A 22,918-nucleotide genomic window follows, 5' to 3' on the forward strand; every position below is an offset into this window, starting at 1 on the left:
GCTCTGATCAGAACACTCAGTTGATGGCGGCCCGGCGCATCGCCTCCAGCTGGACGCCACGCAGGTTGCTGGCCAGGTCCTTGCGCAGGCGCTGCTCGATCAAACCCAGCGGCATGCCGGGCCGGCCCTGCACGATCAGCTCGTAGAGCAGGCTGCTTTCCGGGATGCTGCGCCCGGGTTCCTGGCCGATCCGCCAGACCCCCTCGAAGCGCCGGAAGTCGCCCTGGCGCATCGCAAAGCGCAGCTCGCCGGCTTCACGGTGTTCCACCAGCTCCAGTTCCACCTTGGCACTGAAGCGCAGGCCACAGAACTGCTGGGTGCCCACCTGCTCCAGGCAGACCCGGTTACCGCGGCGCCAGAGCTGGCGGGAGCTGGCCAGGTTCGGGATGAAGCTGCTGAGGTTGGGATAGTCCGTGAGCACGGCCCAGAGGCAGTCGGCATGGAGCGGCAACCGCAGCTGCACAGCCAGGCGGCGGGTGCCGTTGGCCAGATACTCCATCTCCTGCTGGATGGTGTCGAGGCGACAGCTGCCCGTGTCGGCGGAACTGGTGGCAGGGGACCCGGTGGCTGAAGACATCGAACCACTCACCTCGGGTCCGGCAGCCACGGGAGTTGCGGCGAGAGGCGATGCCAGGCGCTGCGCCAATGGAGTCGGTGTGTGCTGCATCACAAACCTAAACGCAATCTCCTGAGATCGACGATCCGGTGTGTTTCCTATGATCAGCCGGATTTTTGCCAGGGCCCAGCCATCATGCGTGTTTCAACGGGCAGTGCCTCCCAGTCCGACAGCCGCATGGTGAGCGTGGTGGTCGAGGCGTTCGGCATCGGCCGCCAGCGCCAGGCCGAGCGTCGTTTCACCGTGCCCTTCGCCCAGCTCCAGACCATCTTCCAGACCATCGCCCGCCAGGGCGGACGGATCAAGGCGGTGGAGATGGCGGATGGGCTGTCTGCCGCCCCTGGCGACGCCGCCTCGGCTCCTGCCGCCGCAGCGGCCCCTGCCCCAGCCCCCAACCCCTCGAAACCAGCTGCCGTGTCCCACGCCGCCGTCCCGGTCAACCTCTACAAGCCCAAGGATCCGTTCGTCGGCACCGTCACCGAGAACTACAGCCTGCTGGCCGAAGGAGCCATCGGCCGGGTGAACCACATCACCTTCGACCTGGCGGGCGGCGATCCCCAGCTCCATTACGTGGAGGGCCAGAGCATCGGCATCATCCCCGACGGCACCGATGCCAAGGGCAAGCCCCACAAGCTCCGCCTGTACTCGATCGCCAGCACCCGCCACGGCGACAACATGGAGGCCCACACCGTGTCGCTGTGCGTGCGCCAGCTCCAGTACGAGCTGGACGGCGCCACCATCAACGGCGTCTGCTCCTCCTTCCTGTGTGACATCGACCCCGGGGCCAAGGTGAAGATCACCGGTCCGGTGGGCAAGGAGATGCTCCTGCCTGAGGATGAGGAGGCCAACGTGATCATGCTGGCCACCGGCACCGGCATCGCGCCGATGCGGGCCTACCTGCGCCGCATGTTCGAGCCGGCTGAGCGGGAGAAGAACGGCTGGCATTTCCGCGGCAAGGCCTGGCTGTTCATGGGCGTGCCCACCACCCCCAACCTGCTCTACGACGCCGACTTCGAGCACTACCTGAGCCAGTTCCCCGACAACTTCCGCTACACCAAGGCGATCAGCCGCGAGCAGAAGAACAGCAGGGATGGCCGCATGTACATCCAGGACCGGGTGCTGGAGCATGCCGATGAGATCTTCACCATGATCGAAGATCCCAAGACCCACGTGTACATGTGCGGTCTGCGCGGCATGGAGCCGGGCATCGACGAGGCCATGACCACCGCTGCCGCCGCCAAGGGCATCGACTGGAGCGAGCTGAGGCCCCAGCTCAAGAAGGCCGACCGCTGGCACGTGGAAACCTACTGACCCAGCTGCCCGCCAGCAGGCGGGCTTTTTTCTTGTTCGCTCACAGAGCGGATCACAAAGGCTCCGCTGGGCTGGGCTTTGCCGCTGGCGCCGTTAAACCAGAGGGATCACTGGGTGCTCCATGGCCGCCGTTCTCACCAATCCGCTGCGGGTCGGCCTGCGCCAGGAGCGGGTCATCGCGCCCCAGATCATTGTGATCTTCGGGGCCAGCGGTGACCTCACCCACCGCAAGCTGATCCCGGCCCTGTTCGAGCTGCACCGCCAGCGGCGCCTGCCCAGTGAGTTCGCCGTGCTCGGCTGCGCCCGCCGCCCCTGGAGCGACGAGGAGTTTCGCTCGCGCATGGCCAGCTCCCTCAGCGACGTGATCGCCGAGGACCCCGTCGCCTGGGAGAACTTCGCCGCCGGCCTGTTCTATGAGTCGGCCGACCTCTCCAACCCCGCCACGATCGTGACCATGGGGGAGCGGCTCGAAGCGATCGACCGGATGCGGGCCACCCGGGGCAACCGCACCTTCTATCTCTCCGTATCGCCCGCCTTCTACGGCAGCGGCACCCGCGCCCTGGCCGCCGCCGGCCTGCTCAGCGACAGCGAGCGCAGCCGCGTGGTGATCGAGAAGCCCTTCGGCACCGACTACCCCAGCGCCCAGGAGCTGAACCGGGTGGTGTTGAGCTGCGCCAAGGAGAAACAGATCTTCCGGATCGACCACTACCTGGGCAAGGAGACCGTTCAGAACATCCTGGTGCTGCGCTTTGCCAACACCATCTTCGAGCCGATCTGGAACCGCAACTACATCGCCAACGTGCAGATCACGGCCGCTGAAACCGTGGGGGTGGAAGAGCGGGCCGGCTACTACGAGACCTCAGGCGCCCTGCGGGACATGGTGCAGAACCACCTCACCCAGATGCTGGCGCTCACCACCATGGAGCCACCCGGCCGCTTCGACGCCGAGGCGATCCGCAACGAGAAGGCCAAGGTGCTGCAGGCCGCCCACCTGGCCCATGAGGATGAGCCATGGAAGTGCTGCGTGCGCGGCCAGTACAGCGCCGGTGGCAGCCGCAGCAGTCCGATTCAGGGCTACCGCGAGGAGCAGGGTGTGGATCCGAACAGCACCACCGAGACCTACGTGGCCATGAAGCTGTTCATCAACAACTGGCGCTGGCAGGGGGTGCCCTTCTACCTGCGCACGGGCAAGCGCCTGCCCAAACGGCTCTCCGAAGTGGTGCTCACCTTCCGCAAGGCTCCGGTGCACCTGTTCGATGCCGCCGGCGGCGCCCCCACCCCCAACCAGCTGATCCTGAGGATCCAGCCCGACGAGGGCGCCGAGATCAAGTTCGAGGTGAAGTCTCCGGGCTCCGGCATGCGCAGCCGCCCGGTGGACATGGCCTTCAGCTACGACGAGTCCTTCGGCGAGCCGAGTGATGAGGGCTACGTGCGCCTGCTCGCCGACGCCATGCTGGGGGAGCCCACCCTGTTCACCCGCAGCGACGAAGTGGAAGCCGCCTGGAGGCTCTACACCCCGCTGATCAAATTGATCGAGGATGCGCCCTGGCAACTGCCGGTGCAGCCCTACGAGGCCCGCACCTGGGGTCCGGCCGCCGCCGACAACCTGCTGGCCGAGGACGACCTGGTGTGGCGCCGCCCCTGAGCCCCACCCCCCGCTCAGCTGCGCCTCGCCTGTGACAGCTCCCGTTTCAGCCTCCACCGCCACCTGCTGATGTCCCCCCAGCTCACGCTTCAGGTCCCCACCGCCCTGCCGCCCGCCGATGTGGCCAGCTACCTGGAGCACCTCTGGGGAGAGGGGCTGCAGCATGCCAGCGGAGCGCCCACCTTCAGCCTGGTGGTGTACGAGCCCTCCTGGCTGCAGCAGCACCTGATCCGCACCGGCCGCATCCCTGGACCGCTCACCGGCCTGCTGGACCCCAACCTGATCGAGGCGGCCAAGGCCGCCGTGCCCGATCTGGACCTGCCCTTCAGCACCGCCGTGATGGACCAGCGCCTGGCCTGGCGCCTGGGCCAGCAGGCCGGCAGCGCCAGCGCCGAAGACCAGCGCGGCCAGTTCGTGGACGGGGCGATCAGCGCCCACATGCCGCGGCGCCTGATCACCCTGGCTCCCACCCTGGAGGAGTCGAGGCCGCTGGAAACCCTCGTGGCCGCCTACTGCCCCCTGCCGGAGGAGGGCGGCGGCGGCTCGGCCTGCGGCGATGTGGTGGTGCTGCGCGGCGGCCGCGAGGTGCTCAAGCAGCAGCTGGATCTGGTGCTGCCCCTGATCGCCGACGACCTGCCCTGCTGGGTGTGGTGGAACAGCAGTCTCGACGAGGCCCCCGAACTGCTGGAGGCCCTGGCACCGCCCACCAGGCGCCTGGTGGTGGACAGCTCCCTGGGCCGGCCCCGGCGCTGCATCGACCTGCTGGTGCAGCGGATCGCCGCCGGCCAGGCGGTGAACGACCTCAACTGGCTGCGGCTGCGCACCTGGCGTGAATCCCTGGCGATGGTGTTCGATCCGCCCTCACGCCGCAATGCCCTCGACCACGTGGTGCAGCTGGACATCGATGTGGAGGGCGACCACCCGCTGAAGGGGTTGCTGCTGGCGGCCTGGCTGGCCGACCGGCTCGGCTGGGAGCTGGTGGAGTCCTACGCCGTGCCCGTGGACGGCTGCGGCAGCGGCGCCCATGAAGAGGGGATCGGCGCCGAGTTCCGCCGCAGGGATGGCTCGCCGGTGCAGTTCCGGCTGATGCCTGTGCCGGTGGGCAGCCCCAAGATCCATCCCGGCGCCCTGGTGGGCCTGCGCCTGATCTGTGCACCGGAGGGGCGGCCGCCCCTGTGCGTGATCCTCTGCTCCGAATCCGGGGGCTGCATGCGCCTGGAGGCCGGAGGCATGGCCTCGATGGAACTCGAGGAAGACGTGGTGCCGCTCCCCAACGAGAGCGAGGAAGAAGAGCTGGCCCGGCTGCTCTCGGGCGGCCACGACACCACCAACCCGCTGCTGGCGGCAGCGGCGCCGATCGCCGCCCGGCTGCTGCCCGCCTGAGGTGCCCTGTCTGATCGCCGCACCCAGCAGCGGCAGCGGCAAGACCCTGCTGAGTGTGAGCCTGGCCGCCCTGGCCCGCAGCCGGGGCCTGCGGCTGCAGCCCTTCAAGGTGGGGCCCGATTACCTCGATCCGCAGCTGCTCAGCCGGGTGAGCGGCCTGCCCTGCCGCAACCTCGACCCGCTGCTCTGCGGTGAGCGCTGGCTGCAGGACAGCTTCCAGTGGCATGGCAGCCGGGCCGACCTGGCCCTGGTGGAGGGGGTGATGGGCCTGTTCGATGGTCGGGGGTCGAGCAGCGAGGGCAGCTCCGCGGCGGTGGCGGCCCTGCTGGATCTGCCCGTGGTGCTGGTGGTGGAGGCCTCCCGCCAGGCCGGCTCCCTGGCGGCCCTGGTGCGGGGCTTCCGCGACCACGGCCCGCCCCCGGTGCGGCTCGCCGGCGTGGTGCTCAACCGCGTGGGCAGTGCGCGGCACCGTCAGCTGCTGGCCGAGGCCCTGGAGGCGATCGAGGTGCCGCTGCTGGGGGTGCTGCCCAGCGAGGAGGCCCTGGAGTGGCCCTCGCGCCATCTGGGGCTGCTGACGCCCGATGAAATTCCGGACCTGCCGGAACGCGAGCGGGCCTGGTCCGCCCTGGCGGAACGCCATCTCGATCTCGACCAGCTCTGGCCCCTGCTGGCTCCGGTGCAGCCCCTGGCCAGGGCGGTGGATCCGATCGCCACCCTCGTGGCCTCCGAGCCCGCCCGCTCTCGGCTGCAACAGCCAGGCGCCACCTCGCCAGAGCCGCTGCCGATCGCCGTGGCCAGGGATGCCGCCTTTCACTTCGGCTACCCGGAGGCCGAGGAGCTGCTGCGCGCCTGGGGCCTCGAACCCCTGCCCTGGAGTCCCCTGGCCGATCAGTCGCTGCCGCCAGGCTGCCGGGCGGTGCTGCTGCCGGGGGGCTACCCGGAACTGCACGCGGAGGCCCTGGCCGCCAGCCGGCGCAGCCTCACCTCGCTGCGCCAGGCCGCCGCGGCCGGGATCCCGATCGCCGCCGAGTGCGGTGGGCTGCTGCTGCTGGGCCGGAGCCTGCTGGATCCCCAGGGCCGCTCCCATGCGATGGCGGGAGTGCTGCCCTTTTCGGCCGCTCGCGGCAGCCTCAGCCTCGGCTACCGCGAGGCCACGGCCCACACCGATGGACTGCTGGTGCGCCGCGGCGAACGGCTGCGCGGCCACGAGTTCCATCGCTGGCAGCTCCAGGATGTGGCCGACTCCGGCCCTTTATGGCAGCTTGAAGGCTGGGGTTGTCCGAGCCGGAGCGAAGGATGGTCAACAGCAACGCTGCACGCCAGCTGGCTGCATCTCCACTGGGCTGGCTGCCCGGCGATTCCCGCCCGGATCGCCGCCGCAGCCTCGAACGCCGTGCCGGTGCCGACCAGCGCCGCTTCATTCACCCTGGCGAACAGCCCCAGGGAATCGCCCTTGAGCGCTGGCGGCTGACCGTGGAAGGGAAGGTGCAGGGTGTGGGCTACCGGGCGGCCTGCTGCCGCCAGGCCCAGAGCCTCGGCCTGGCGGGCTGGGTGCGCAACCGCTCCGACGGCCGGGTGGAGCTGGAGGCCGAGGGCAGTGCTGAGCAGCTGCAGGCCCTGAGGCTCTGGTGTGAACGGGGCCCGTCCCTGGCCAGGGTGGGGCGGGTGACGACCCTGCCGATCGGCCTCACCGGCACCGACTGGTTTGAGGTGCTGTCCTGACCAACCTCACCACGGGGCACTTGCTGGGGGAACTCTCGGCCTTCGGGCTGGCCCTGGCCATCTCACCCCTGCACATCGGCTTGCTGCTGCTGCTGCTGCTCGGCGAACGCCCCCGGCTGCGGGGCGTGGGCTTCGTGCTGGCCTGGTGGGCCACCAGCGCCCTGGTGGTGGCCGCCCTGCTCACGGTGGGCCATGGGCTGCTGCTCACCATGGAGAAGGGCACGGCCCACCGCACCGGCCTCGACCTGCTGGCCGCCGGGGCCCTGCTGGCCCTGGGCCTGAAGGAGCTGCTCAACCGCGGCGAAGAGAACGCTCCGCCTGGCTGGGCCGACAAGCTGGAGCGCTTCTGCGCCCTGCCCCTGCCCCTGCTGCTGGCCCTGAGCATCGGGTTGCAGATCATCAGCCCGGACGATCTGTTCCTGTTTGCCAAGACCGCCGGCAGCCTGCTGGAGGCGGGCCTGGCGCCGGGCCAGGAGGTGGTGGGCACGCTGCTGTTCAGCCTCACCAGCAGCCTGCTGCTGCTGCTGCCGCTGCTGGCCCTGCTGCTGCTGGGCAGCGAGCGGGTGCTGCCGCTGCTGCGGGGAGGCAAGGCCTGGCTGCTGGCCCGGGGCGATGCTCTGGTGGGACTGGTGAGCCTGGGCCTGGCGCTCTACCTGGGCTGGCAGGGGATCGAGGGGCTGCAGCTCAGCCTTTAGGAGCTGGAGAGCCACTGCTGCCAGAGCCGGGCATCCCCGCCACCTCTACCGCCACCACCACCACCGCCACCGCCGGCCACCAGGGCCACCCGCTGGCTGGCGCGGCTCACCGCCACGTAGAGCAGCTGGCGCCGCAGCAGCGGATCCCCAGGCCAGAACACGTCGCCATCCACGAACACCTCGGAGAAGGTGCTGCCCTGGCTGCGGTGCACGGTGAGCACGGCGGCCGGACCGAGTGCGGCGAAGGCATCCCGCAGCAGAAAGAAGCGGCGCCACAGGGCGCGGCCCGCCTGCTTGTCGGCGCTGCGGGCCTGCTGCCGCAACGTGGCCAGCACCTGCTCGATGGCGGCGCGGCCGGCCGTGCCGAGCGGGGGCAGCAGGCGCAGGTTGAACTGGCTGTCGCCGCTGTCCACCGCCGCCATCAGGGTGTCCACCACGGGCACCGCCAGACCCCCGCCCAGATCGGCCGAGCTGAGGCCGAACTCACCCAGATCACAGCGCTCCGGCGTCACGTCGCGCACCAGCAGCTCCCGGTTGGAGCCGAGCACCATGTCGGGCTCCTCGGCGGCCTCATCGCCCTCGCGGCAGGCCGGCGCCATCACGGCGCTGCGGGTGATCAGCACCTCGCCGGGCAGCACCGGCAGCTGGTCGGCCATGGCGCCATGCAGGGCGCGGCGGGCGATCGGCACCAGCTGCTCCAGGGAGCGATTCGTGTAACAGAGGATGCGGGCCAGATCGGGGTTGTCGGTGGCGGCGCTGCGGCGCAGGGCGTCCTGGGCCGCCTCCAGCCACTGCTGGCGGGGCAGCAGCGCCACCTCCCCCACCGCCGTGCGCACGGGCGGCAGGGCGGGGGGCTGGCGCGCGGGCAGCCGCTGCTCCCGGATGCCCTGCGCCAGCTGCAGCACCGGCCCCTGATGGCGCACCACCTCGGTGAGCTCCGCCGAAGCGGCCCGCCCCAGGCTGAACACGGGGCTGCAGGGCTCCCCCACCGGCGGCAACTGGGCCGGATCGCCCACGAACACCAGGCGGGTGCCGAAGGGATGGGCGCAGCGCAGGCTGATCTCCAGCAGGGTGCTGTCCACCATCGAGGCCTCATCCACCAGCACCAGGCCCAGGTGCTCGAGGGCCGCGGCGGTCTGCTCGGTTTCCTCGCAGCGCTCCCGGTCGCCCTGCCGCTTCAGGCGCAGGCGCAGCAGGCGGTGGATGGTGGAGGGGTACCAGGTGGGCTGGAGGGCGGCCCGGCCCAGGTGGTGGCGCAGCACGCCCACCGCCTTGTGGGTGGGGGCCACCACGGTCCAGCAGAGCTGCTGGGCCTCCACCAGTTGCAGGAACGCCATCGAGAGGAAGGTCTTGCCAGTGCCGGCGTAGCCGCTGAGCACAAAGGGCCGGCCCTCTGCCGGCTCGGCCAGCCAGGCGGCGAAGGCCGTGCAGGCCGCCTGTTGCCCCGCCGTGAACACGGTGCCAGGGACCGGCGGCTCAGCCGGGGCGGGAGGCTGGCTCAACCGAGCCCAAGCCACACACCCCAGGCGTGGGCCAACTCCAGGGGCGAGCCCAGCAGCACCAGCCCGGGCAGAGCGATCGCCGGGCCCAGCAGGCTGCCCACCAGCACCTCCAGGCGGGTGTGGCCGAGGTTTTCCTTAAGCGGTCTGCGGCTCGGGGTTGGGCTCAGTGTTGAGGAATCGGCATCGGCGCTGCCGGGCTCAGGCGGCCAGAGCGCCTCGGGCAGCTGGTTGACCCGCCCGGCGGTGAGCCCGGCGGCCCGCCGTACCCCGGAGGCGTCGTAGAGCACCACGAAGCAGAGCGCGGCCGCCAGGGCGAACAGCGGATCGGCAAAGCCCTGCTGCCAGCCCAGCGCCGCCGTGGTGCCCGTGAGCAGGGCGGAATGGCTGGAGGGCATGCCGCCCGTTTCGAGCAGCACGGCCGGGCGCCAGCGCCGGTGCAGCACCAGCTCGATCACCAGCTTGGACGCCTGGGCCAGCCCGCAGGCCACCAGCCCCCACCAGAGGGTGCTGTTGGCGAGCAGGGCCGCCAGGGGCTGGGCATCGTGGAGCGCCGCCAGAGGCATCTCCATCATCGGTCGCGGCTGGTGATGTAGTCGGCGAGGGCGAGCAGGGGGGCTGCCTGGCCCTCGGCAGCGAAGGGCTCCAGGGCGGCCTTGGCAGCGGCCACCAGGGCTTCCGCCCGCTGGCGCGACTCCTCGAGCCCCAGCAGCTTGGGATAGGTGGTCTTGTCGGCGGTGAGATCCTTGCCGGCGGTCTTGCCGAGCACGTCGCTGCTGGCGGTGACATCGAGGATGTCGTCGATGATCTGGAAGGCGAGGCCGATGCCGCGGGCGTAGGTGCGGAGGGCCCCGAGCAGGGCTGCGGGAGCGCCGGCGATCAGGGCGCCGCTGAGCACGCAGGCCCGCAGCAGGGCGCCGGTCTTGTGCAGGTGGATGTACTCCAGGGTGTCAAGGTCCACGTCCTTGCCCTCACACTCCAGATCCACCACCTGGCCCCCCACCAGGCCCGGGGCACCGGAAGCCAGGCTCAGCTCGCCCACCACCCGCAGCAGCTGCTCGGCCGGCACCTGGGGACTGCGCAGGGCGACCATCTCGAAGGCCCGGGTGAGCAGGGCGTCGCCGGCCAGGATCGCCTTGGCCTCGCCGTACACCTTGTGGTTGGTGGGCCGCCCCCGGCGCAGGTCGTCGTCGTCCATGGCCGGCAGATCGTCATGGATCAGCGACATGGTGTGGATCATCTCCAGGGCGAGGGCCGTGGGCATGGCCAGGGCGCTGTCGCCACCGGCCAGCTCACAGGCCGCCAGGCAGAGGATCGGCCGCAGCCGCTTGCCGCCCGCCAGCAGCGAGTAGCGCATCGCCTCCCGCAGCGATTCGGGTCGCTCCGGCCCCAGGGACGCCTCGAGGGCGGTCTCCACCCGCAGGCGCGTCGCCTCCAGATAGGCAGGGAAATCAAAGCTGCCCGCCTCGGGGCCTGCACCGGTGCCGTCGGCGGGGCTGCCAGGGGTCGTGCTCACCGCCGCGGTCATGGGGAGATGGGGACTGGGGGCGATTCTCTCAGGTGAAGCCCCATTCCCCAGGCCTGGCGGGTCCAGGCCACACACATGGCAAGACCGGTGGGACCTGCCATGCCGCTGCGGGAGACTGGAGGACGCTGTCCGATGGCTCTGCCTGCATGGATCTGCCCCGCCTCCTCGAGGTCAGCACGCGCCGGCAACGGATCGCCAGTGCCGCCGCCCAGGCCGTGCGCGACCACTGGGTGACCCTGCATGACGGGGCCGTCACGATCCCGGCCGCGCCGCTGGCCCAGGAGCTGCTGGTGTACCGGGTGGACAACGGCCGGCTGCTGGCTGATCTGGAGGAGCAGCTGGGCGGCGAGCCGGGGGCCCTGGCGCGGCTGCACGCCAGCGAGGACAGCATGGAGACCCAGACCCTGCTGCACGGGCTGCTGGTGACCAAGGCCGGCGACAGCCGCGGGCCGATCCTGCAGGAACTGCAGCGGCTCGCCGTACAGACCGAGCCACTGCTGGTGGACAACGATGGGGTGGTGATCAATGGCAACCGGCGGCTGGCGGCGATGCGCCGTCTGCTGGCCGAGGATCCGCAGCGCTACCAGCGCTTCCACACGCCGCTGGTGGCGATCCTGCCCCCGGGCGTCAGCCGGGCCGACCTGGAGTTTCTGGAGGCGAGCCTGCAGATGGCGCCGGACACCAAGCTGGCCTACGGCTGGCTGGAGCGGCGCCTCAAGCTGCGGGAACAGCATGCTCGCCTCGGCCTGGCCGACGAATGGATCCAGGAGGCCTACCGGCTGGCCGATCCCGCCCAGCTGGAGCAGGAGCTGGCCGAGCTGGCCCTGGCCGAGACCTTTCTGGAGCAGTTCCAGAGGCAGCCGCGCCGCTATTCCAGCCTGGAGGATGCGGAGCCGTTGATCGTGGGGCTGAGCGCCCAGCTGCCCCTGCTGCCAAAGCGGCTGCGCCCCTGCTGGCAGGCGCTGGGGTTCCTGCTGATCGACCGCCGCGCTGAGCTCGATGGGGGCATGGCCAAGCACTTCCCTTTCACGGCTCCACCGGTACCGCTATTCCCCGCCGAAACGCTCTCACGGCTCGCCCAGGAGTGGGGGATGGAGCGAGAGTCCAGCGGGGACGAGCAGAACAGCAGTCCGCTGCTGGCGGTGGCTCTGCCGCGGGCCCAGCTGCGGGCGCTGGCGGCGGTGGCGGCGGACGGACAAGGCCGCAGCACCAGGGCCAAGGAGCTGCAGGACGTGCTCGACACCCTGCGGATGCAGTGCCGGCAGGGGCAGCCCCCCCAGAGGCTGCTGATCAACCTGCGCAACAGCCGCAAGCTGCTGGCGCGGGTGACCCCCGACCAGCTGAGCGCCGAAGAGCGCAGCCGGCTGCAGGGGGAGCTGGCTGCCATCGCCGCCCAGGGCGCCCAGCTGCTGGGCGGCAAGCGCAAGAGCTCCCTGTGGAAGCGCCTGATGGGGCGGGTGCGGGGTGGGCGGCGCTGACCGGCTCAGGGCACCAGATCATCCAGCCCATGCTCGTGCCCATGGCGGCGGCACCAGGCCACCACGGTGTTCACCAGCAGCATGGTCACCGTCATCGGGCCCACTCCCCCCGGCACCGGCGTGATCGCGGCGGCCAGGGGCTCCACCTGCTCAACGATCACATCGCCGCAGAGGCCGCCCTCGGGCCGGCGGTGGATGCCCACATCCACCACCACCGCACCGGGCCGCACGTGCTCGGCCCCGAGCATGCGGGGGCGGCCCGCCGCCACCACCAGCACCTCGGCCTCGCGGGTCAGGCTGGGCAGGTCACGGGTGCGGGAGTGGGCCACGGTGACCGTGGCATCGGCGGCCTGCAGCATCAGGGCCATGGGCTGGCCCACCAGGATGCTGCGCCCCACCACCACCGCCCGCCGCCCGGCCAGCTCCACGCCGGCCTGGGCCAGCAGGGCCATCACCCCGGCCGGGGTGCAGCTGCGCGGGCCGGGCTCCCCTTTGAGCAGGCGGCCGAGGTTGAGGGTGTGCAGACCATCGGCATCCTTGGCGGGGTCGAGGGCCATCAGCAGGGGCGCCGCGTCGAGGCCGCCGGGCAGGGGCAGCTGCAACAGGATGCCGTCAACGGCCGGATCGGCGTTGAGGGCCTCGATCCTGGCCAGGATCTGCTCCGCTTCGGTGGCCGCCGGCAGGTGCGCCCCGAGGCTGCGGATGCCCACCCGGCCGCAGGCCTTCTCCTTGTTGGCCACGTAGACGCCGCTGGCGGGGTCATCGCCCACCCTGAGCACCGCCAGGCCGGGGGGACGTCCGAGACGGGGCTGGTGGGCGGCGATGGTGGCGGCGAGCCTCGTTTCGATCGCGGCGGCGAGCTCACGCCCATCGAGACGGGTGGCCATGGATCGAGGGGGCTGCGCAATCCCCAGCTTGCAATGCTGGCGCCCGAGCGGCCCTCGCTAGCGTCGAAGCATGCGTGGCCGGCTGTTGACGATCCAGATCCCCGGCCGGGTGCGCAGCCTGTGGCGCCAGTGGCTGCGCACCGAACGACCCCGCCAGCCACCCGCCTGCTGGCGGGGTCAGGACAGTCTCGCGGTGCTGATGGTGTGTGCCCTGGTGGCGGTGCTGAGCAGTTGGTCGTGGCTGGCGGAGCCGAGCCTGCGCCCAGGCATGCTCGCCCCGTTCACGGTGCAGGCGCCCGAATCGGCCGAGGTGGTGGACAGCACCGCCCTGGAGGAGCGGCGCCAGCAGATGCTGCCCCGCACCACCGTCCAGGTGGTGGATGAGGAGGCCAGCCTGCGTCTGCGCGCCCAGCTGGGCGAACAGCTCAAGCTGATGCAAGACCAACTGGCTCGCGCCCGGGACCGGGTGGAGGCCCTGCCGCTCAGCGACCAGGAACGCCTCTGGCTGCGGGGGCTCAGCCCGGCCCAGCTCACCGCCTGGCAGGCAGAGGTGAGCCGGGCCCAGCTGCGCATGCTCAGCCAGGGGCTGGCGCCGGGAGTTTCCGAAGGCCAGCTGCTGGAGGCCGCCTCCTTGCAGCTGGATCAGCTCACCGGGCTGGGGCGCAACCTCGGCGCCCGGCTGGTGGTGCAGAGCCTGCAGGGCCAGACCAACCTGCGCAGCGACCCAGCCCTCAGCCAACGCCGCATCGAGGCGTTGATCAGCCAGCAGGGCATCCCCACGATCAGCGTCAGCAAGGGCGACCTGGTGGTGCGGCAGGGGGAGGTGATCAACGCCCAGGTGTTCGACGTGCTCGACCATTTCGGCCTGGTCAACCGCCGGCCCAGGCCGCTGGTGTGGCTGAGCCACTTCCTCGAGAGCCTGGCCGTCACCGGCGCCATGGTGCTGCTGCTGCGCCGCTGGCGCTCCAGCCTCGAGCCGCGCCAGGCGATGCTCGCCCTGGGCACCCTGCTGGCGGTGCAGGGGGTGCATCTCTGGCTCGGCCCGGGCGCCAGCCCGATGGTGCTGCTGGTGCCGCCCACCCTGCTGCTCGCCCAGGGCCTGGGCACCGCCAGCGGCCTGGCCTGGCTGGCGGCGGCCACCCTGCTCTGGCCGGTGCCGATGAGCGGTCTGCTGGGCCTGCGGCTGCTGCTGGCAGCGGCCACGGCGGCGGTGGCGGCGGTGACCGCCGGCCGCCAGCGCAGCCGGGCCGAGCTGCTGCAGCTGGCCGTGCTGCTGCCGGGCGGGGCGGTGCTGCTGCAGTGGCTGCTGCTGCAGGGCCGGGGCCAGCCGGGGCAGTTCGACCTGCTCAGTGAAGCTCTGCTGCTGGCGGGGCTGCTGATGGCGGGCCTGCTGCTGGCCCCCCTGGTGGAGACCTTCTTCGGACTGATGACCCGCACCCGGCTGCTGGAACTGGCCGACCTGGAGCGGCCCCTGCTGCGCCGGCTCTCCTGCGAGGCGCCCGGCACCTTCGAGCACACCCTGATGATCGCCGGCCTGGCCGAGGAGGGGGCCCGCAGCATCGGTGCCGACGTGGATCTGGTGCGCACCGGGGCGCTGTATCACGACGTGGGCAAGCTGCACGGACCCCAGTGGTTCATCGAAAACCAGGAGGAGGGGGCCAACCCCCATGACACCCTCGATGACCCCTACGCCAGCGCCGCCATCCTGCAGGCCCATGTGGATGAAGGCCTGAAGCTGGCCCGGCGCTACCGGCTGCCGCGGCCCCTGGCGGACTTCATCCCCGAGCATCAGGGCACGCTGAAGATGGGCTACTTCCTGCACCATGCCCGCGAACGCGACGGCTCAGTTCGGGAGGCCGATTTCCGCTACCGCGGCCCCACCCCCCGCAGCCGCGAAACGGCGATCCTGATGCTCGCCGACGGCTGTGAAGCCGCCCTGCGCTCCCTGCCGCCCGGCACTAATGAACACGAAGCGCGCACGATGGTGCGCCGCATCCTGGAAGCGCGGCAGCGGGACGGCCAGTTGGCGGGCAGCGGCATCAGCCGCGCCGAGCTGGAGCTGCTGATCCGGGCCTTCGTACGGGTGTGGAAGCGCATGCGCCACCGCCGCATCCCCTATCCGATTCCCGCCCGCAAGGCCTTCAGTGCCTGAGGGGGAAGAAGGATGACGGCACTCAGCTTCGTGGAGCTGCAGCGGCAGCTGCAGCCCTCCTGGGGCCACACCGCCGGCGGCATGGGCCCGGAGGTGGACGTGCTGCTGGTGCCCTCGCTCTCGATGGACCAGAGCCAGATGGCCCTGGTCACGGGGTCGCACCACTACGAGGAGCGCCAGCTGTTCGCCCTGATCGGGCTGCGCCACCCGGGGGTGCGCATGGTGTATGCCAGCAGCAAGCCCCTGGCCGAGCTGGTGGTGGATGCGGTGCTGGAGCTGCTGCCGGGGGTGCCCACCTCCCACGCCCGCCGCCGCCTGCACCTGTTCGACACCGACGACGCCTCGGGCCGCCCCCTCACCGCCAAGCTGCTGGAGCGGCCCGCCCTGCTGGCCCGCATCGGCGAACTGCTGCGGCCGGGCCGCAGTTTCATCAGCTGTTTCGTGGTGAGCGAGCTGGAACGGGAGCTGTCGGAGCGCCTGCAGGTGCCGCTGCTGGGCACCTCCCCCCACCTGCTGCAGTGGGGCAGCAAGGCCGGCAGCCGTGCCCTGTTTCGGCGTTGCGGTGTGCCCCACCCGCCCGGCAGCGAGCGGGTGTTCGACCTGGCCAGCCTGGCGGAGGCCACAGCCGACCTCTGGGAGCAGCATCCCGGGCTGGAGCGCTGCGTGGTGAAGCTCAACGAGGGCTTCAGCGGCGAGGGCAACGCCCTGCTGGAGCTGGCCCCACTGCAGCTTCAGGAGCACTCAGCGCCACAGCGGCGGCAGCTGCTGCGCCAGGCGCTGGAGCAGCTGCCGATGCCGGCGCCCGCCTGGCGGGAGCTGATGGCCCGCCAGGGCGCCCTGGTGGAGGCCTGGCTGCAGGGGGGTGAGGCCCTGCGCTCCCCCAGCGTTCAGGGGATCATCCATCCGGGGGCGGACGGACGCCCCGGCGCCGTGGAGGTGCTCTCCACCCATGAGCAGGTGCTGGGGGGGCCGAGCGGCCAGACCTACCTGGGCTGCAGCTTCCCCGCCAGCGAGGACTACCGCCGCGAGCTGATGGCCCATGGGCTGGCCATCGGCCGGGCCCTGGCGGCCGAGGGAGCCCTGGAACGCTATGCCGTGGACTTCATCGCCCGGCGTTTCGGCGCACGATGGGAGCTGCAGGCGATCGAGATCAACCTGCGCCAGGGGGGCACCACACACCCCTACATGGCCCTGCACGCCATCACCAGCGGCCGGCTCGACCCCGCCGACGGGCTCTACCGCTCCCCCACCGGCGCCGCGCTGCACTACCGGGCCACCGATAACTTCTGCGCAGCCCAGCTGCGCGGCCTGCTGCCGATCGACCTGATCGACATCGTGGCGGAAGCGGGCCTGCACTACGACCCGGCCCAGCTGCGCGGCAGTGTGTTCCACCTGCTGGGCTGCCTCTCGGAGTACGGCAAGCTCGGCATGACCTGCATCGGCCGCAGTGCGGCGGAGGCGGAAGCGGTGTACCGGGCCACCGAGCAGCGGCTGGTGGAGGCCGCCGCTGAGCGCCATGGAGTTGCTGTTGATGCGCACTAAGATGCGCACATATCACCGGGGTGGTATGCGCACGACGCTGGATCTTCCGGATCCGCTCTTCGAAAGGCTGAAGGCGCGGGCGGCCAGCCAGCGCATGACGCTCAAACAACTGCTGCGCAGCTACGTGGAGCAGGGGCTCAGCACCGTTCAAGACGTTGACCCGCGTGGCCGTTCCGCCGCCGAGCTGCCGCGACTGGACGGCCCCCTGAGGCTGGGGCGTGAGCACTGCAGCAATGCAGGGCTGTTTGAGCTGCTCGACCCGTGAGCACCAGCACCGACCTGCCGGATCTCAATGTGTGGCTGGCGCTGGCCGCCGCTGACCATCTGCACCACCGCCAGGCCCTGCACTACTGGGAACAGCAGGCGGCTGAACAAGTGCTGTTCTGTACGGTGACGGCCCTTGGGCTGGTGCGGCTTCTGAGCCAGCCCAGGCTGATGGGTGCTGCCGTCAAGAGCGCCGCCGAGGCCTCGGCGCTGCTCGAGGCGTTCTGCCATCAACCCGGCGTGGCGCTGGCCGTACCAGCCGATCACGGCTGGGAGGTGTTCCACCGGCTGTTGCGCCAGGGAGACCTGCCCCCACGGCTCTGCACCGATGCCTACCTGGCCGCGCTGGCCATGGCCAACGGCTGGCGCCTGGTGAGTTTCGATCGGGATTTCGAGCGTTTTCGGGGCCTGCAACGGCTGGCGCTGAGCTGAATCCCTCAGCTGCGGCGGCGCTGGTGCCAGGCCCAGGCGTCGGCCAGGATCGTGGCCAGATCGGAGCGCTGGGGTTTCCAGCCCAGCTCCGCCATCGCCAGGGAGGCATCGGCCACCAGCTCGGCGGGATCCCCCGGGCGGCGGGGCGCGTCGACGACCTTCAGGCTGCAGCCGGTGTGTTGGCAGGCCGCGTTGATCACCTGCTGCACGGAATAGCCGCTGCCGGTGCCGAGGTTGTAGGTGTGCTGGCCACCCTGGGCGATGAGCCGCTCCAGGCCGAGCACGTGGGCGGCGGCCAGGTCGCCCACGTGGATGTAGTCGCGGATGCAGGTGCCATCGGGGGTGGGGTAGTCGCGGCCGAACACCTGAATACCCTCACGGCGGCCGGCCAGGGCCTCGAGCACCAGGGGGATGAGGTGGGTTTCGGGGTCGTGGTCTTCGCCGAGGTCGGCGGCGGGATCGGCACCGGCGGCGTTGAAGTAGCGGAAGATCACGCTGGGCTGGCCGTAGGCGGCGCCGAAGTCAGCCAGCAGCTGCTCCACCATCCACTTGCTGCGGCCGTAGGGGTTGATCGGCGCCTGGGGGCAGCGCTCGTTGATCGGAATCTGATCGGCAGCGGGGATGCCGTAGGTGGCGCAGGTGGAGCTGAACACCAGCGGGATCGGCTGGCCGTGGCGCTGGGCCTCGCCATGCAGCGCCTCCAGCAACACCAGGGTGTCGCCCAGGTTGTTGCGGTAGTAGCGGGCGGGATCCACCACGCTCTCGCCCACGTAGGCGTAGGCGGCGAAGTGGAGCACGGCCCGCACCGGCCCGGCCGGCAGCTGCGGATGGGAGCCCTGCAGCAGGGCATCGAGCAGGGACCGATCACCCAGCTGCCCCACCACCAGGGGCACCTGCAGCACCTGCTCGGCGATGGCCCGGTGGCCGTACACCAGGTTGTCGAGCACCAGCACGGGCTGGCCGGCGCGCTGCAGGGCCCGCACGGTGTGGCTGCCGATGTAGCCCGCCCCGCCGGTCACGAGGATGGTCATGGCTGTGGATCGGACAGCTGGCGGCACCACACCCAGCGGGCATCGCGGTGGAGCTCGGTGGCGAAGCGTGATCCAGCCCCCAGCAGCGCCTCGTGTTCGGCCGGGGTGAGCACCAGCGCATCGCAGCTAAGGGGCAGCAATTCCAGCTGCCAGCAGAGCAATCTCGCCTGCTGGGGCCCGCTGGCAGCGGCATCGACCAACAGCAGATCCAGGTCGCTGCCCACCCCAGCGCTGCCCCGGCCGTAGCTGCCGAACAGCGCCACCTTCTGCAGGGAGGGCACGCGGGCTGCCTGGTCCACCGCCCAGGCCTGAACCTGAGCAATCACCTGCCCAGGTTCAGGCCAGCGCAGCACGGATTGCGTCAACGACCGCACGGGCATGGCGAAGGGCGTCGTCGCTTTGCAGACGACCGAAATGGTCGGTAGGGGCTCCATCAGGCAGGCTATCGGGATAGCGGGTGGGGATGTAGAGAGCATCGAGAATGCGAAGGCGATCCTCCAGATCGCTCACCGCTTCCGCCAGCTGGGCTGAGGCGGCAGGGGGCAGATCGCGGAAGGAGCGGCCCAGGCCATGGCCCCACACCTGCTGCGCGAGGCCGAGGTGAGCGGAGCGGTTCATGGCGGCATTGTGGCCCCAATCCCCAGGGCCAAGGATCGGCTCCGATGAACCCCTACAGGGGTTAACTGGATTTGAAGTCCCATAGGGGACAAGTACGATCTATTCCTTGCAGGGGATGAGTCTTGTCCCATGGGGCCCGCCTTCCGTCACAGCTTGGCGACTTGCAGCAGCAAACAGTGTCGTCGCTGGAGAACGACCCACAGCGCTGCACGATTGCCAGCTTCTAGAGCCTGATGACCGCTTTGGGGGCTCTACTTCAAGGAGTTTCGCTACACCAGCACGGTGGCCACGCTGGAGCGCACAGGCGGCTGCGGCTGGGCATCGGCGGCAAGGCCTTCGAGGTGAAAGGCAATGGCGTCGTGGATGATTGGACTGTCTGCTCCAAGGCCTTGATCACAGCGCGGATCTTCACCCCAATGCACAATACGCTGGTCACAAGCACTGTCAGCTGAGTTGGCCCTAAAAATCCTACTCACCGGCGCTGCCGGATAGCTTCAGGCCCTGCGCCAGATGAAAGGGAGGGCTCAGGGGCGTGGAATGCCCAGGTCAGTGCAGATCTTTCGCACTAAAAGCTCTTTGATTTCGTTGTGCCAGGGTATGGCACCCCCCACTGTCAGCAAAGAAGTCCGCTCGGTCTGACCCGTCCACCAGGGGGCCCAACCGACGACCATGCAAACGCCTTATGACGCCGCTCTGTGGGATGCCGTCCGGATCCGGATGAGCCCGCTGGCCGCTGGATCGCCTCGCGGGCGTGGCGCCGCTGCTGGCCGATAAGGACTCCGCCGCTACCACCTTCGCCGAGGCGCTGGCGGCCGGAGAGGTGCTCGAGTGAACCGGCCAACCCGATTCGATTCAGGCTAAGGCGTCACCCGTTGCGCATCGCGCTACGCTGTGATCGCTGCTGATCGGCTGGGTGATTCATGGCTTCCGCCACAAGGGGCTGCGATTGTTCTTCGAGACAGGCAGCACGGCAGGGATTCAGCCAGCCCTTGCCCGCAAGCTGAGGTTGCAGCTGGCGGCCTTGCAATCCGCTGCCCTGATCGAGGATCTCGATTTGCCGGGCTATCGCCTGCATCCGCTCAAGGGGGCAGACAAGGGGCGATGGTCGATCTGGGTGAACGGCAACTGGCGGCTCACGTTTGCGTTCCGCGATGGCCACGTGTTCGATCTCGACTTTGAGGACTACCACTGATGCAGATGCACAATCCGCCCCACCCCGGGGAATTCATCGAAGGGGTGTATCTGGAGCCCTGTGAGCTCTCCATCAGACAGGTGGCCGAGCACTTGGGGGTTTCGGCATCCACCTTTCAGAGGCTGGTGGCAGGCAAAAGCCGTGTGTCCCCGGATATGGCGCTGCGCCTGTCGCGGGTGCTAGGGCGCAGTGCTGAAAGCTGGCTAGCCATGCAGGACAGCCACGATCTCTGGCAGGCCCGGCAGCGACTCGATCTTTCTGGACTGACCCCGATGGAGCTCACGCCGGCATGAAAATCCTGCTCACCGGCGCCGCCGGCCAGCTGGGTCAGGCCCTGCGCCAGCAGCTGCCTGAGGGCATCGAGCTGATCGCCACCAGCCGCAGCGGTGATCCCGCCACTGGCCTGTTGCCCCTGGATCTGGCCGATGCCGCCGCCTGTCGCGCGGCGGTGCTGGAGCACCGGCCCGACTGGGTGCTCAACGGCGGTGCCTACACGGCTGTTGACAGGGCCGAGAGCGAACCGGAGCTGGCCCTGGCGGTGAATGGCGGGGCGCCGCGGGCCTTTGCCGAGGCCGTGGCAGACACCGGCGGTCGCCTGTTGCAGGTGAGCACCGACTTTGTGTTCAACGGCCAGCAGGGCAGCCCCTACCGGCCTGAGCAGGCCCGCGATCCCCTCGGCGCCTATGGCCGCACCAAGGCCGCCGGCGAGGAAGCCGTGGAGCAGATGCTGGGCGGCAGTGGCCGGGGCGTGATCCTGCGCACCAGCTGGGTGATGGGCCCGGTGGGCAAGAACTTCGCCCTCACCATGCTGCGGTTGCACCGCGAGCGCGGCGCCAGCGGCCAGGCCCTGGGGGTGGTGGAAGACCAGGTGGGCTGCCCCACCAGCACCGCCACCCTGGCGGCGGCCTGCTGGCGCGTGATCACGGCCCAAGTGCAGGAGCCGGTGCTGCACTGGTGCGATGCCGGCGCCGCCAGTTGGTTTGATGTGGCCGTGGCTGTGGGCGAGCTGGCCCAGGAGCTGGGACTTGTGCAGCAGCCGGCTCCCGTGAACCCGCTCACCACGGCGGAGTACCCGCTGCCGGCCCAGCGGCCCAGCTACTCCCTGCTCGACTGCTCCAGCAGCCGCCAGGCCCTCGGCCTGGCACCCACCCCCTGGCGCCAGGCCCTGCGCCAGCTCCTGGAAGCCGTGGCATGACTTCAACCCCGGTACAACGCAGCCAGTTCAGGGCTGTTGAGCAGGGTCAACAGTCGTTGGAGTTTGCGGCGGTTATTGGCGGAGGGGTCGAGCTGGAAGGCAAGTCGGCCTCGATCAAGTCGAGCTCGGAGTGCATCCAATCGAGCAACGCGAGCTCTCTCTCGAGCTGTTTCGAACGCTTCTCGAGCTCTTTCAACCGCATCTCCCTGGCGGGATCGCGTCGCCAGTTGAGCATCTGCAAAAACGAGCGGAAGGGAGACAGCGATGAGCCAGACGCCCCATTGCTGCTGGAGAGGGAGCTGGCGGTGGGGGAGGGAGACGTGGTCATAGGACGAAAAAAGCGCGATCAGGCCAACGACAGTGCCAACAGATAGGCGAAAAACCCGGCTTCCAGCAGGGCTTTGCCGTCAAACCCCAGGCGCCACCAGGGGAGCGGCGCATCCAGATCCTGAAGAATCTCATCCACCCTAAGCAGCCCAGCCCAATCCCGACATCCACCAATTTGGTACATACGTACGCCCGTGCCTGAAGCCGCTCCGCCAAACGTGCAAGCCCTGCTCGCCGGCCGCCGCCGCATCCTGGTGACCGGCGGCGGCGGCTTCATCGGCGGGGCCGTGGTACGCCGCCTGCTGGCCGAGAGCAACGCGCTGGTGTTCAACCTCGACAAGTGCGGCTACGCCAGCGATCTCACCAGCATCGAGCAGGTGCTGGCGGAGCTGGGCGATCGCGCCTCCACCCCAGAGGGCAATAGCCGCCACCAGCTGCTCCAGGTGGATCTCACCGACGCAGACGCCACGGCGGAGGCGGTGCGCCAGGCCGATCCGGATCTGGTGCTGCACCTGGCGGCCGAGAGCCACGTGGACCGCTCGATCGAGGGCCCCGGTGCCTTCATCGCCAGCAACGTGACTGGCACCTTCCAGCTGCTGCAGGCGGTGCGGGCCCACTGGCAGCAGCTGCCGGCCGAGCGCCAGGCGGCCTTCCGCTTCCACCACATCTCCACCGATGAGGTGTTCGGCTCCCTCGGCGCAACCGGCCGCTTTTCCGAAACCACCCCCTACGACCCCCGCAGCCCCTATTCGGCCAGCAAGGCGGCCAGCGACCACCTGGTGAACGCCTGGCACCACACCTACGGCCTGCCGGTGGTGCTCACCAACTGCTCCAACAACTACGGTCCCTGGCAGTTCCCCGAGAAGCTGATCCCGGTGGTGATCCTCAAGGCGGCCGCCGGCGAGCCGATCCCGCTCTATGGCGATGGCCAGAACGTGCGCGACTGGCTGTATGTGGAAGACCACGTGGATGCCCTGTTGCTGGCGGCAACCCATGGGCAGCTGGGGCGCAGCTACTGCGTGGGCGGCCATGGCGAGCGCACCAACAAGCAGGTGGTGGAGGCGATCTGCCAGGCGCTCGACCAGCTGCTGCCCGCAGGTGCTCCCCACAGCCGGCTGATCACGCCGGTGAGCGACCGCCCGGGCCACGACCGGCGCTACGCGATCGATCCCACCCGGATCAGCACGGAGCTGGGCTGGCAGCCGCGCCACAGCTTTGAGGAGGGCCTGGCGGCCACGGTGTGCTGGACTCTGGAGCAGCAAGGCTGGTGCCAGCGGGTGCGGGAGCAGGGCGGCTACAGCGGCGGTCGGATGGGGGTGCTGACGGGAAACACGAAACGAGATCCAGCCCCAAGGAATGCCGCAGGGAATACCCGACAGAACAGGAACTCCGTGTAAGCTC

At 70.1% G+C, this 22,918-nt stretch carries 25 protein-coding genes; 16 read left to right on the plus strand and 9 right to left on the minus strand.

Features of this window, described 5'->3' with window-relative positions; all coding sequences use genetic code 11:
- Positions 1-16: 16 nt before the first annotated feature.
- Entirely contained in the window at positions 17-577 is a 561-nt protein-coding gene (locus CyaNS01_RS09815; protein WP_186696924.1) for an SRPBCC family protein, read from the minus strand.
- A 174-nt stretch (positions 578-751) separates the two neighbouring features.
- Here CyaNS01_RS09815 and CyaNS01_RS09820 point away from each other — a divergent pair, with 174 nt between their 5' ends.
- The 6 genes from CyaNS01_RS09820 (at position 752) to CyaNS01_RS09845 (ending at position 7,372) form a co-directional block, all read left to right on the plus strand.
- The gene (locus CyaNS01_RS09820; protein ID WP_186696925.1) at positions 752-1,927 is read left to right on the plus strand and encodes an FAD-binding oxidoreductase; all 1,176 of its coding nucleotides are present in this window, start codon (positions 752-754) and stop codon (positions 1,925-1,927) included.
- A gap of 121 nt (positions 1,928-2,048) precedes the next feature.
- The gene (gene zwf / locus CyaNS01_RS09825; protein ID WP_186696926.1) at positions 2,049-3,572 is read left to right on the plus strand and encodes a glucose-6-phosphate dehydrogenase; all 1,524 of its coding nucleotides are present in this window, start codon (positions 2,049-2,051) and stop codon (positions 3,570-3,572) included.
- Between the two features lie 69 nt (positions 3,573-3,641).
- Complete coding sequence (locus tag CyaNS01_RS09830; protein WP_186696927.1) at positions 3,642-4,955, plus strand: glucose-6-phosphate dehydrogenase assembly protein OpcA; 1,314 nt, start codon at positions 3,642-3,644, stop codon at positions 4,953-4,955.
- Position 4,956: 1 nt separating this feature from the next.
- On the plus strand, positions 4,957-6,426 hold the full coding sequence (locus CyaNS01_RS09835) for a cobyrinate a,c-diamide synthase (RefSeq protein ID WP_186696928.1): 1,470 nt from the start codon (positions 4,957-4,959) through the stop codon (positions 6,424-6,426).
- A gap of 2 nt (positions 6,427-6,428) precedes the next feature.
- A complete protein-coding gene (locus CyaNS01_RS09840) occupies positions 6,429-6,677 on the plus strand; it encodes an acylphosphatase (protein ID WP_255460026.1) in 249 nt (82 codons plus the stop codon).
- A gap of 20 nt (positions 6,678-6,697) precedes the next feature.
- Positions 6,698-7,372, plus strand: a complete 675-nt coding sequence (locus CyaNS01_RS09845) for a GAP family protein (protein WP_225875622.1) — start codon at positions 6,698-6,700, stop codon at positions 7,370-7,372.
- Here the strand turns inward: CyaNS01_RS09845 and CyaNS01_RS09850 are convergent.
- Genes CyaNS01_RS09850 through crtE form a run of 3 tightly spaced genes read right to left on the minus strand, consistent with a single transcriptional unit; the run spans position 7,369 to position 10,399 of the window.
- Positions 7,369-8,874 (minus strand): ATP-dependent RecD-like DNA helicase, encoded by a 1,506-nt coding sequence (locus CyaNS01_RS09850; protein WP_225875623.1) that lies wholly within the window; start codon positions 8,872-8,874, stop codon positions 7,369-7,371. The genes CyaNS01_RS09845 and CyaNS01_RS09850 overlap by 4 nt on opposite strands.
- Positions 8,871-9,443 (minus strand): divergent PAP2 family protein, encoded by a 573-nt coding sequence (locus tag CyaNS01_RS09855; protein WP_370561501.1) that lies wholly within the window; start codon positions 9,441-9,443, stop codon positions 8,871-8,873. The genes CyaNS01_RS09850 and CyaNS01_RS09855 overlap by 4 nt, the downstream gene beginning before the upstream one ends.
- Positions 9,443-10,399: a geranylgeranyl diphosphate synthase CrtE gene (gene crtE, locus CyaNS01_RS09860; protein WP_186696929.1), complete on the minus strand. Its 957-nt coding sequence runs from the start codon at positions 10,397-10,399 to the stop codon at positions 9,443-9,445. The genes CyaNS01_RS09855 and crtE overlap by 1 nt, the downstream gene beginning before the upstream one ends.
- Before the next feature lie 146 nt (positions 10,400-10,545).
- Between crtE and CyaNS01_RS09865 the strand changes: the two genes are divergently transcribed.
- The gene (locus CyaNS01_RS09865) at positions 10,546-11,877 is read left to right on the plus strand and encodes a hypothetical protein (RefSeq protein WP_186696930.1); all 1,332 of its coding nucleotides are present in this window, start codon (positions 10,546-10,548) and stop codon (positions 11,875-11,877) included.
- 5 nt (positions 11,878-11,882) lie between these two features.
- Here the strand turns inward: CyaNS01_RS09865 and folD are convergent, their stop codons facing one another.
- Positions 11,883-12,764 carry a bifunctional methylenetetrahydrofolate dehydrogenase/methenyltetrahydrofolate cyclohydrolase FolD gene (folD, locus tag CyaNS01_RS09870; RefSeq protein WP_186696931.1) on the minus strand — a complete coding sequence of 294 codons (882 nt, stop codon included), beginning with the start codon at positions 12,762-12,764 and terminating at the stop codon, positions 11,883-11,885.
- A gap of 70 nt (positions 12,765-12,834) precedes the next feature.
- Between folD and CyaNS01_RS09875 the strand changes: the two genes are divergently transcribed.
- The 4 genes from CyaNS01_RS09875 to CyaNS01_RS09890 are packed head-to-tail and all read left to right on the plus strand — an operon-like array spanning position 12,835 to position 17,154.
- Positions 12,835-14,916 carry an HDIG domain-containing metalloprotein gene (locus tag CyaNS01_RS09875; RefSeq protein WP_186696932.1) on the plus strand — a complete coding sequence of 694 codons (2,082 nt, stop codon included), beginning with the start codon at positions 12,835-12,837 and terminating at the stop codon, positions 14,914-14,916.
- Positions 14,917-14,928: 12 nt separating this feature from the next.
- Positions 14,929-16,458, plus strand: a complete 1,530-nt coding sequence (locus CyaNS01_RS09880; RefSeq protein ID WP_186696933.1) for a peptide ligase PGM1-related protein — start codon at positions 14,929-14,931, stop codon at positions 16,456-16,458.
- A 25-nt stretch (positions 16,459-16,483) separates the two neighbouring features.
- Complete coding sequence (locus CyaNS01_RS09885) at positions 16,484-16,723, plus strand: hypothetical protein (protein WP_186696934.1); 240 nt, start codon at positions 16,484-16,486, stop codon at positions 16,721-16,723.
- A complete protein-coding gene (locus tag CyaNS01_RS09890) occupies positions 16,720-17,154 on the plus strand; it encodes a TA system VapC family ribonuclease toxin (protein WP_186696935.1) in 435 nt (144 codons plus the stop codon). The genes CyaNS01_RS09885 and CyaNS01_RS09890 overlap by 4 nt, the downstream gene beginning before the upstream one ends.
- Positions 17,155-17,159: 5 nt before the next feature.
- Here the strand turns inward: CyaNS01_RS09890 and galE are convergent, their stop codons facing one another.
- The 4 genes from galE to CyaNS01_RS09910 form a co-directional block, all read right to left on the minus strand.
- The gene (gene galE / locus CyaNS01_RS09895; RefSeq protein ID WP_186696936.1) at positions 17,160-18,185 is read right to left on the minus strand and encodes a UDP-glucose 4-epimerase GalE; all 1,026 of its coding nucleotides are present in this window, start codon (positions 18,183-18,185) and stop codon (positions 17,160-17,162) included.
- Positions 18,182-18,511 (minus strand): nucleotidyltransferase domain-containing protein, encoded by a 330-nt coding sequence (locus CyaNS01_RS09900; RefSeq protein WP_225875624.1) that lies wholly within the window; start codon positions 18,509-18,511, stop codon positions 18,182-18,184. The genes galE and CyaNS01_RS09900 overlap by 4 nt, the downstream gene beginning before the upstream one ends.
- A 10-nt stretch (positions 18,512-18,521) precedes the next feature.
- On the minus strand, positions 18,522-18,803 hold the full coding sequence (locus CyaNS01_RS09905; protein WP_186696938.1) for a HEPN domain-containing protein: 282 nt from the start codon (positions 18,801-18,803) through the stop codon (positions 18,522-18,524).
- A 269-nt stretch (positions 18,804-19,072) separates the two neighbouring features.
- Positions 19,073-19,225 (minus strand): hypothetical protein, encoded by a 153-nt coding sequence (locus CyaNS01_RS09910; protein WP_186696939.1) that lies wholly within the window; start codon positions 19,223-19,225, stop codon positions 19,073-19,075.
- A gap of 491 nt (positions 19,226-19,716) precedes the next feature.
- On the opposite strand from CyaNS01_RS09910, the gene CyaNS01_RS09915 reads away from it, so the two are divergent.
- From CyaNS01_RS09915 to rfbB, 5 genes are all read left to right on the plus strand, one after another.
- On the plus strand, positions 19,717-19,995 hold the full coding sequence (locus CyaNS01_RS09915; RefSeq protein ID WP_186696940.1) for a type II toxin-antitoxin system RelE/ParE family toxin: 279 nt from the start codon (positions 19,717-19,719) through the stop codon (positions 19,993-19,995).
- On the plus strand, positions 19,995-20,288 hold the full coding sequence (locus CyaNS01_RS09920) for a HigA family addiction module antitoxin (RefSeq protein WP_186696941.1): 294 nt from the start codon (positions 19,995-19,997) through the stop codon (positions 20,286-20,288). The genes CyaNS01_RS09915 and CyaNS01_RS09920 overlap by 1 nt, the downstream gene beginning before the upstream one ends.
- The gene (rfbD, locus tag CyaNS01_RS09925; RefSeq protein WP_186696942.1) at positions 20,285-21,190 is read left to right on the plus strand and encodes a dTDP-4-dehydrorhamnose reductase; all 906 of its coding nucleotides are present in this window, start codon (positions 20,285-20,287) and stop codon (positions 21,188-21,190) included. The genes CyaNS01_RS09920 and rfbD overlap by 4 nt, the downstream gene beginning before the upstream one ends.
- Positions 21,187-21,564: a hypothetical protein gene (locus tag CyaNS01_RS09930; RefSeq protein ID WP_186696943.1), complete on the plus strand. Its 378-nt coding sequence runs from the start codon at positions 21,187-21,189 to the stop codon at positions 21,562-21,564. Before rfbD ends, CyaNS01_RS09930 begins: the two co-directional genes overlap by 4 nt.
- A 171-nt stretch (positions 21,565-21,735) precedes the next feature.
- A complete protein-coding gene (gene rfbB / locus CyaNS01_RS09935) occupies positions 21,736-22,914 on the plus strand; it encodes a dTDP-glucose 4,6-dehydratase (protein ID WP_186696944.1) in 1,179 nt (392 codons plus the stop codon).
- Positions 22,915-22,918 lie beyond the last annotated feature (4 nt).

Origin of the sequence: Cyanobium sp. NS01, from assembly GCF_014280235.1 — a bacterium.
In the GTDB taxonomy this organism is placed as follows: domain Bacteria; phylum Cyanobacteriota; class Cyanobacteriia; order PCC-6307; family Cyanobiaceae; genus NIES-981.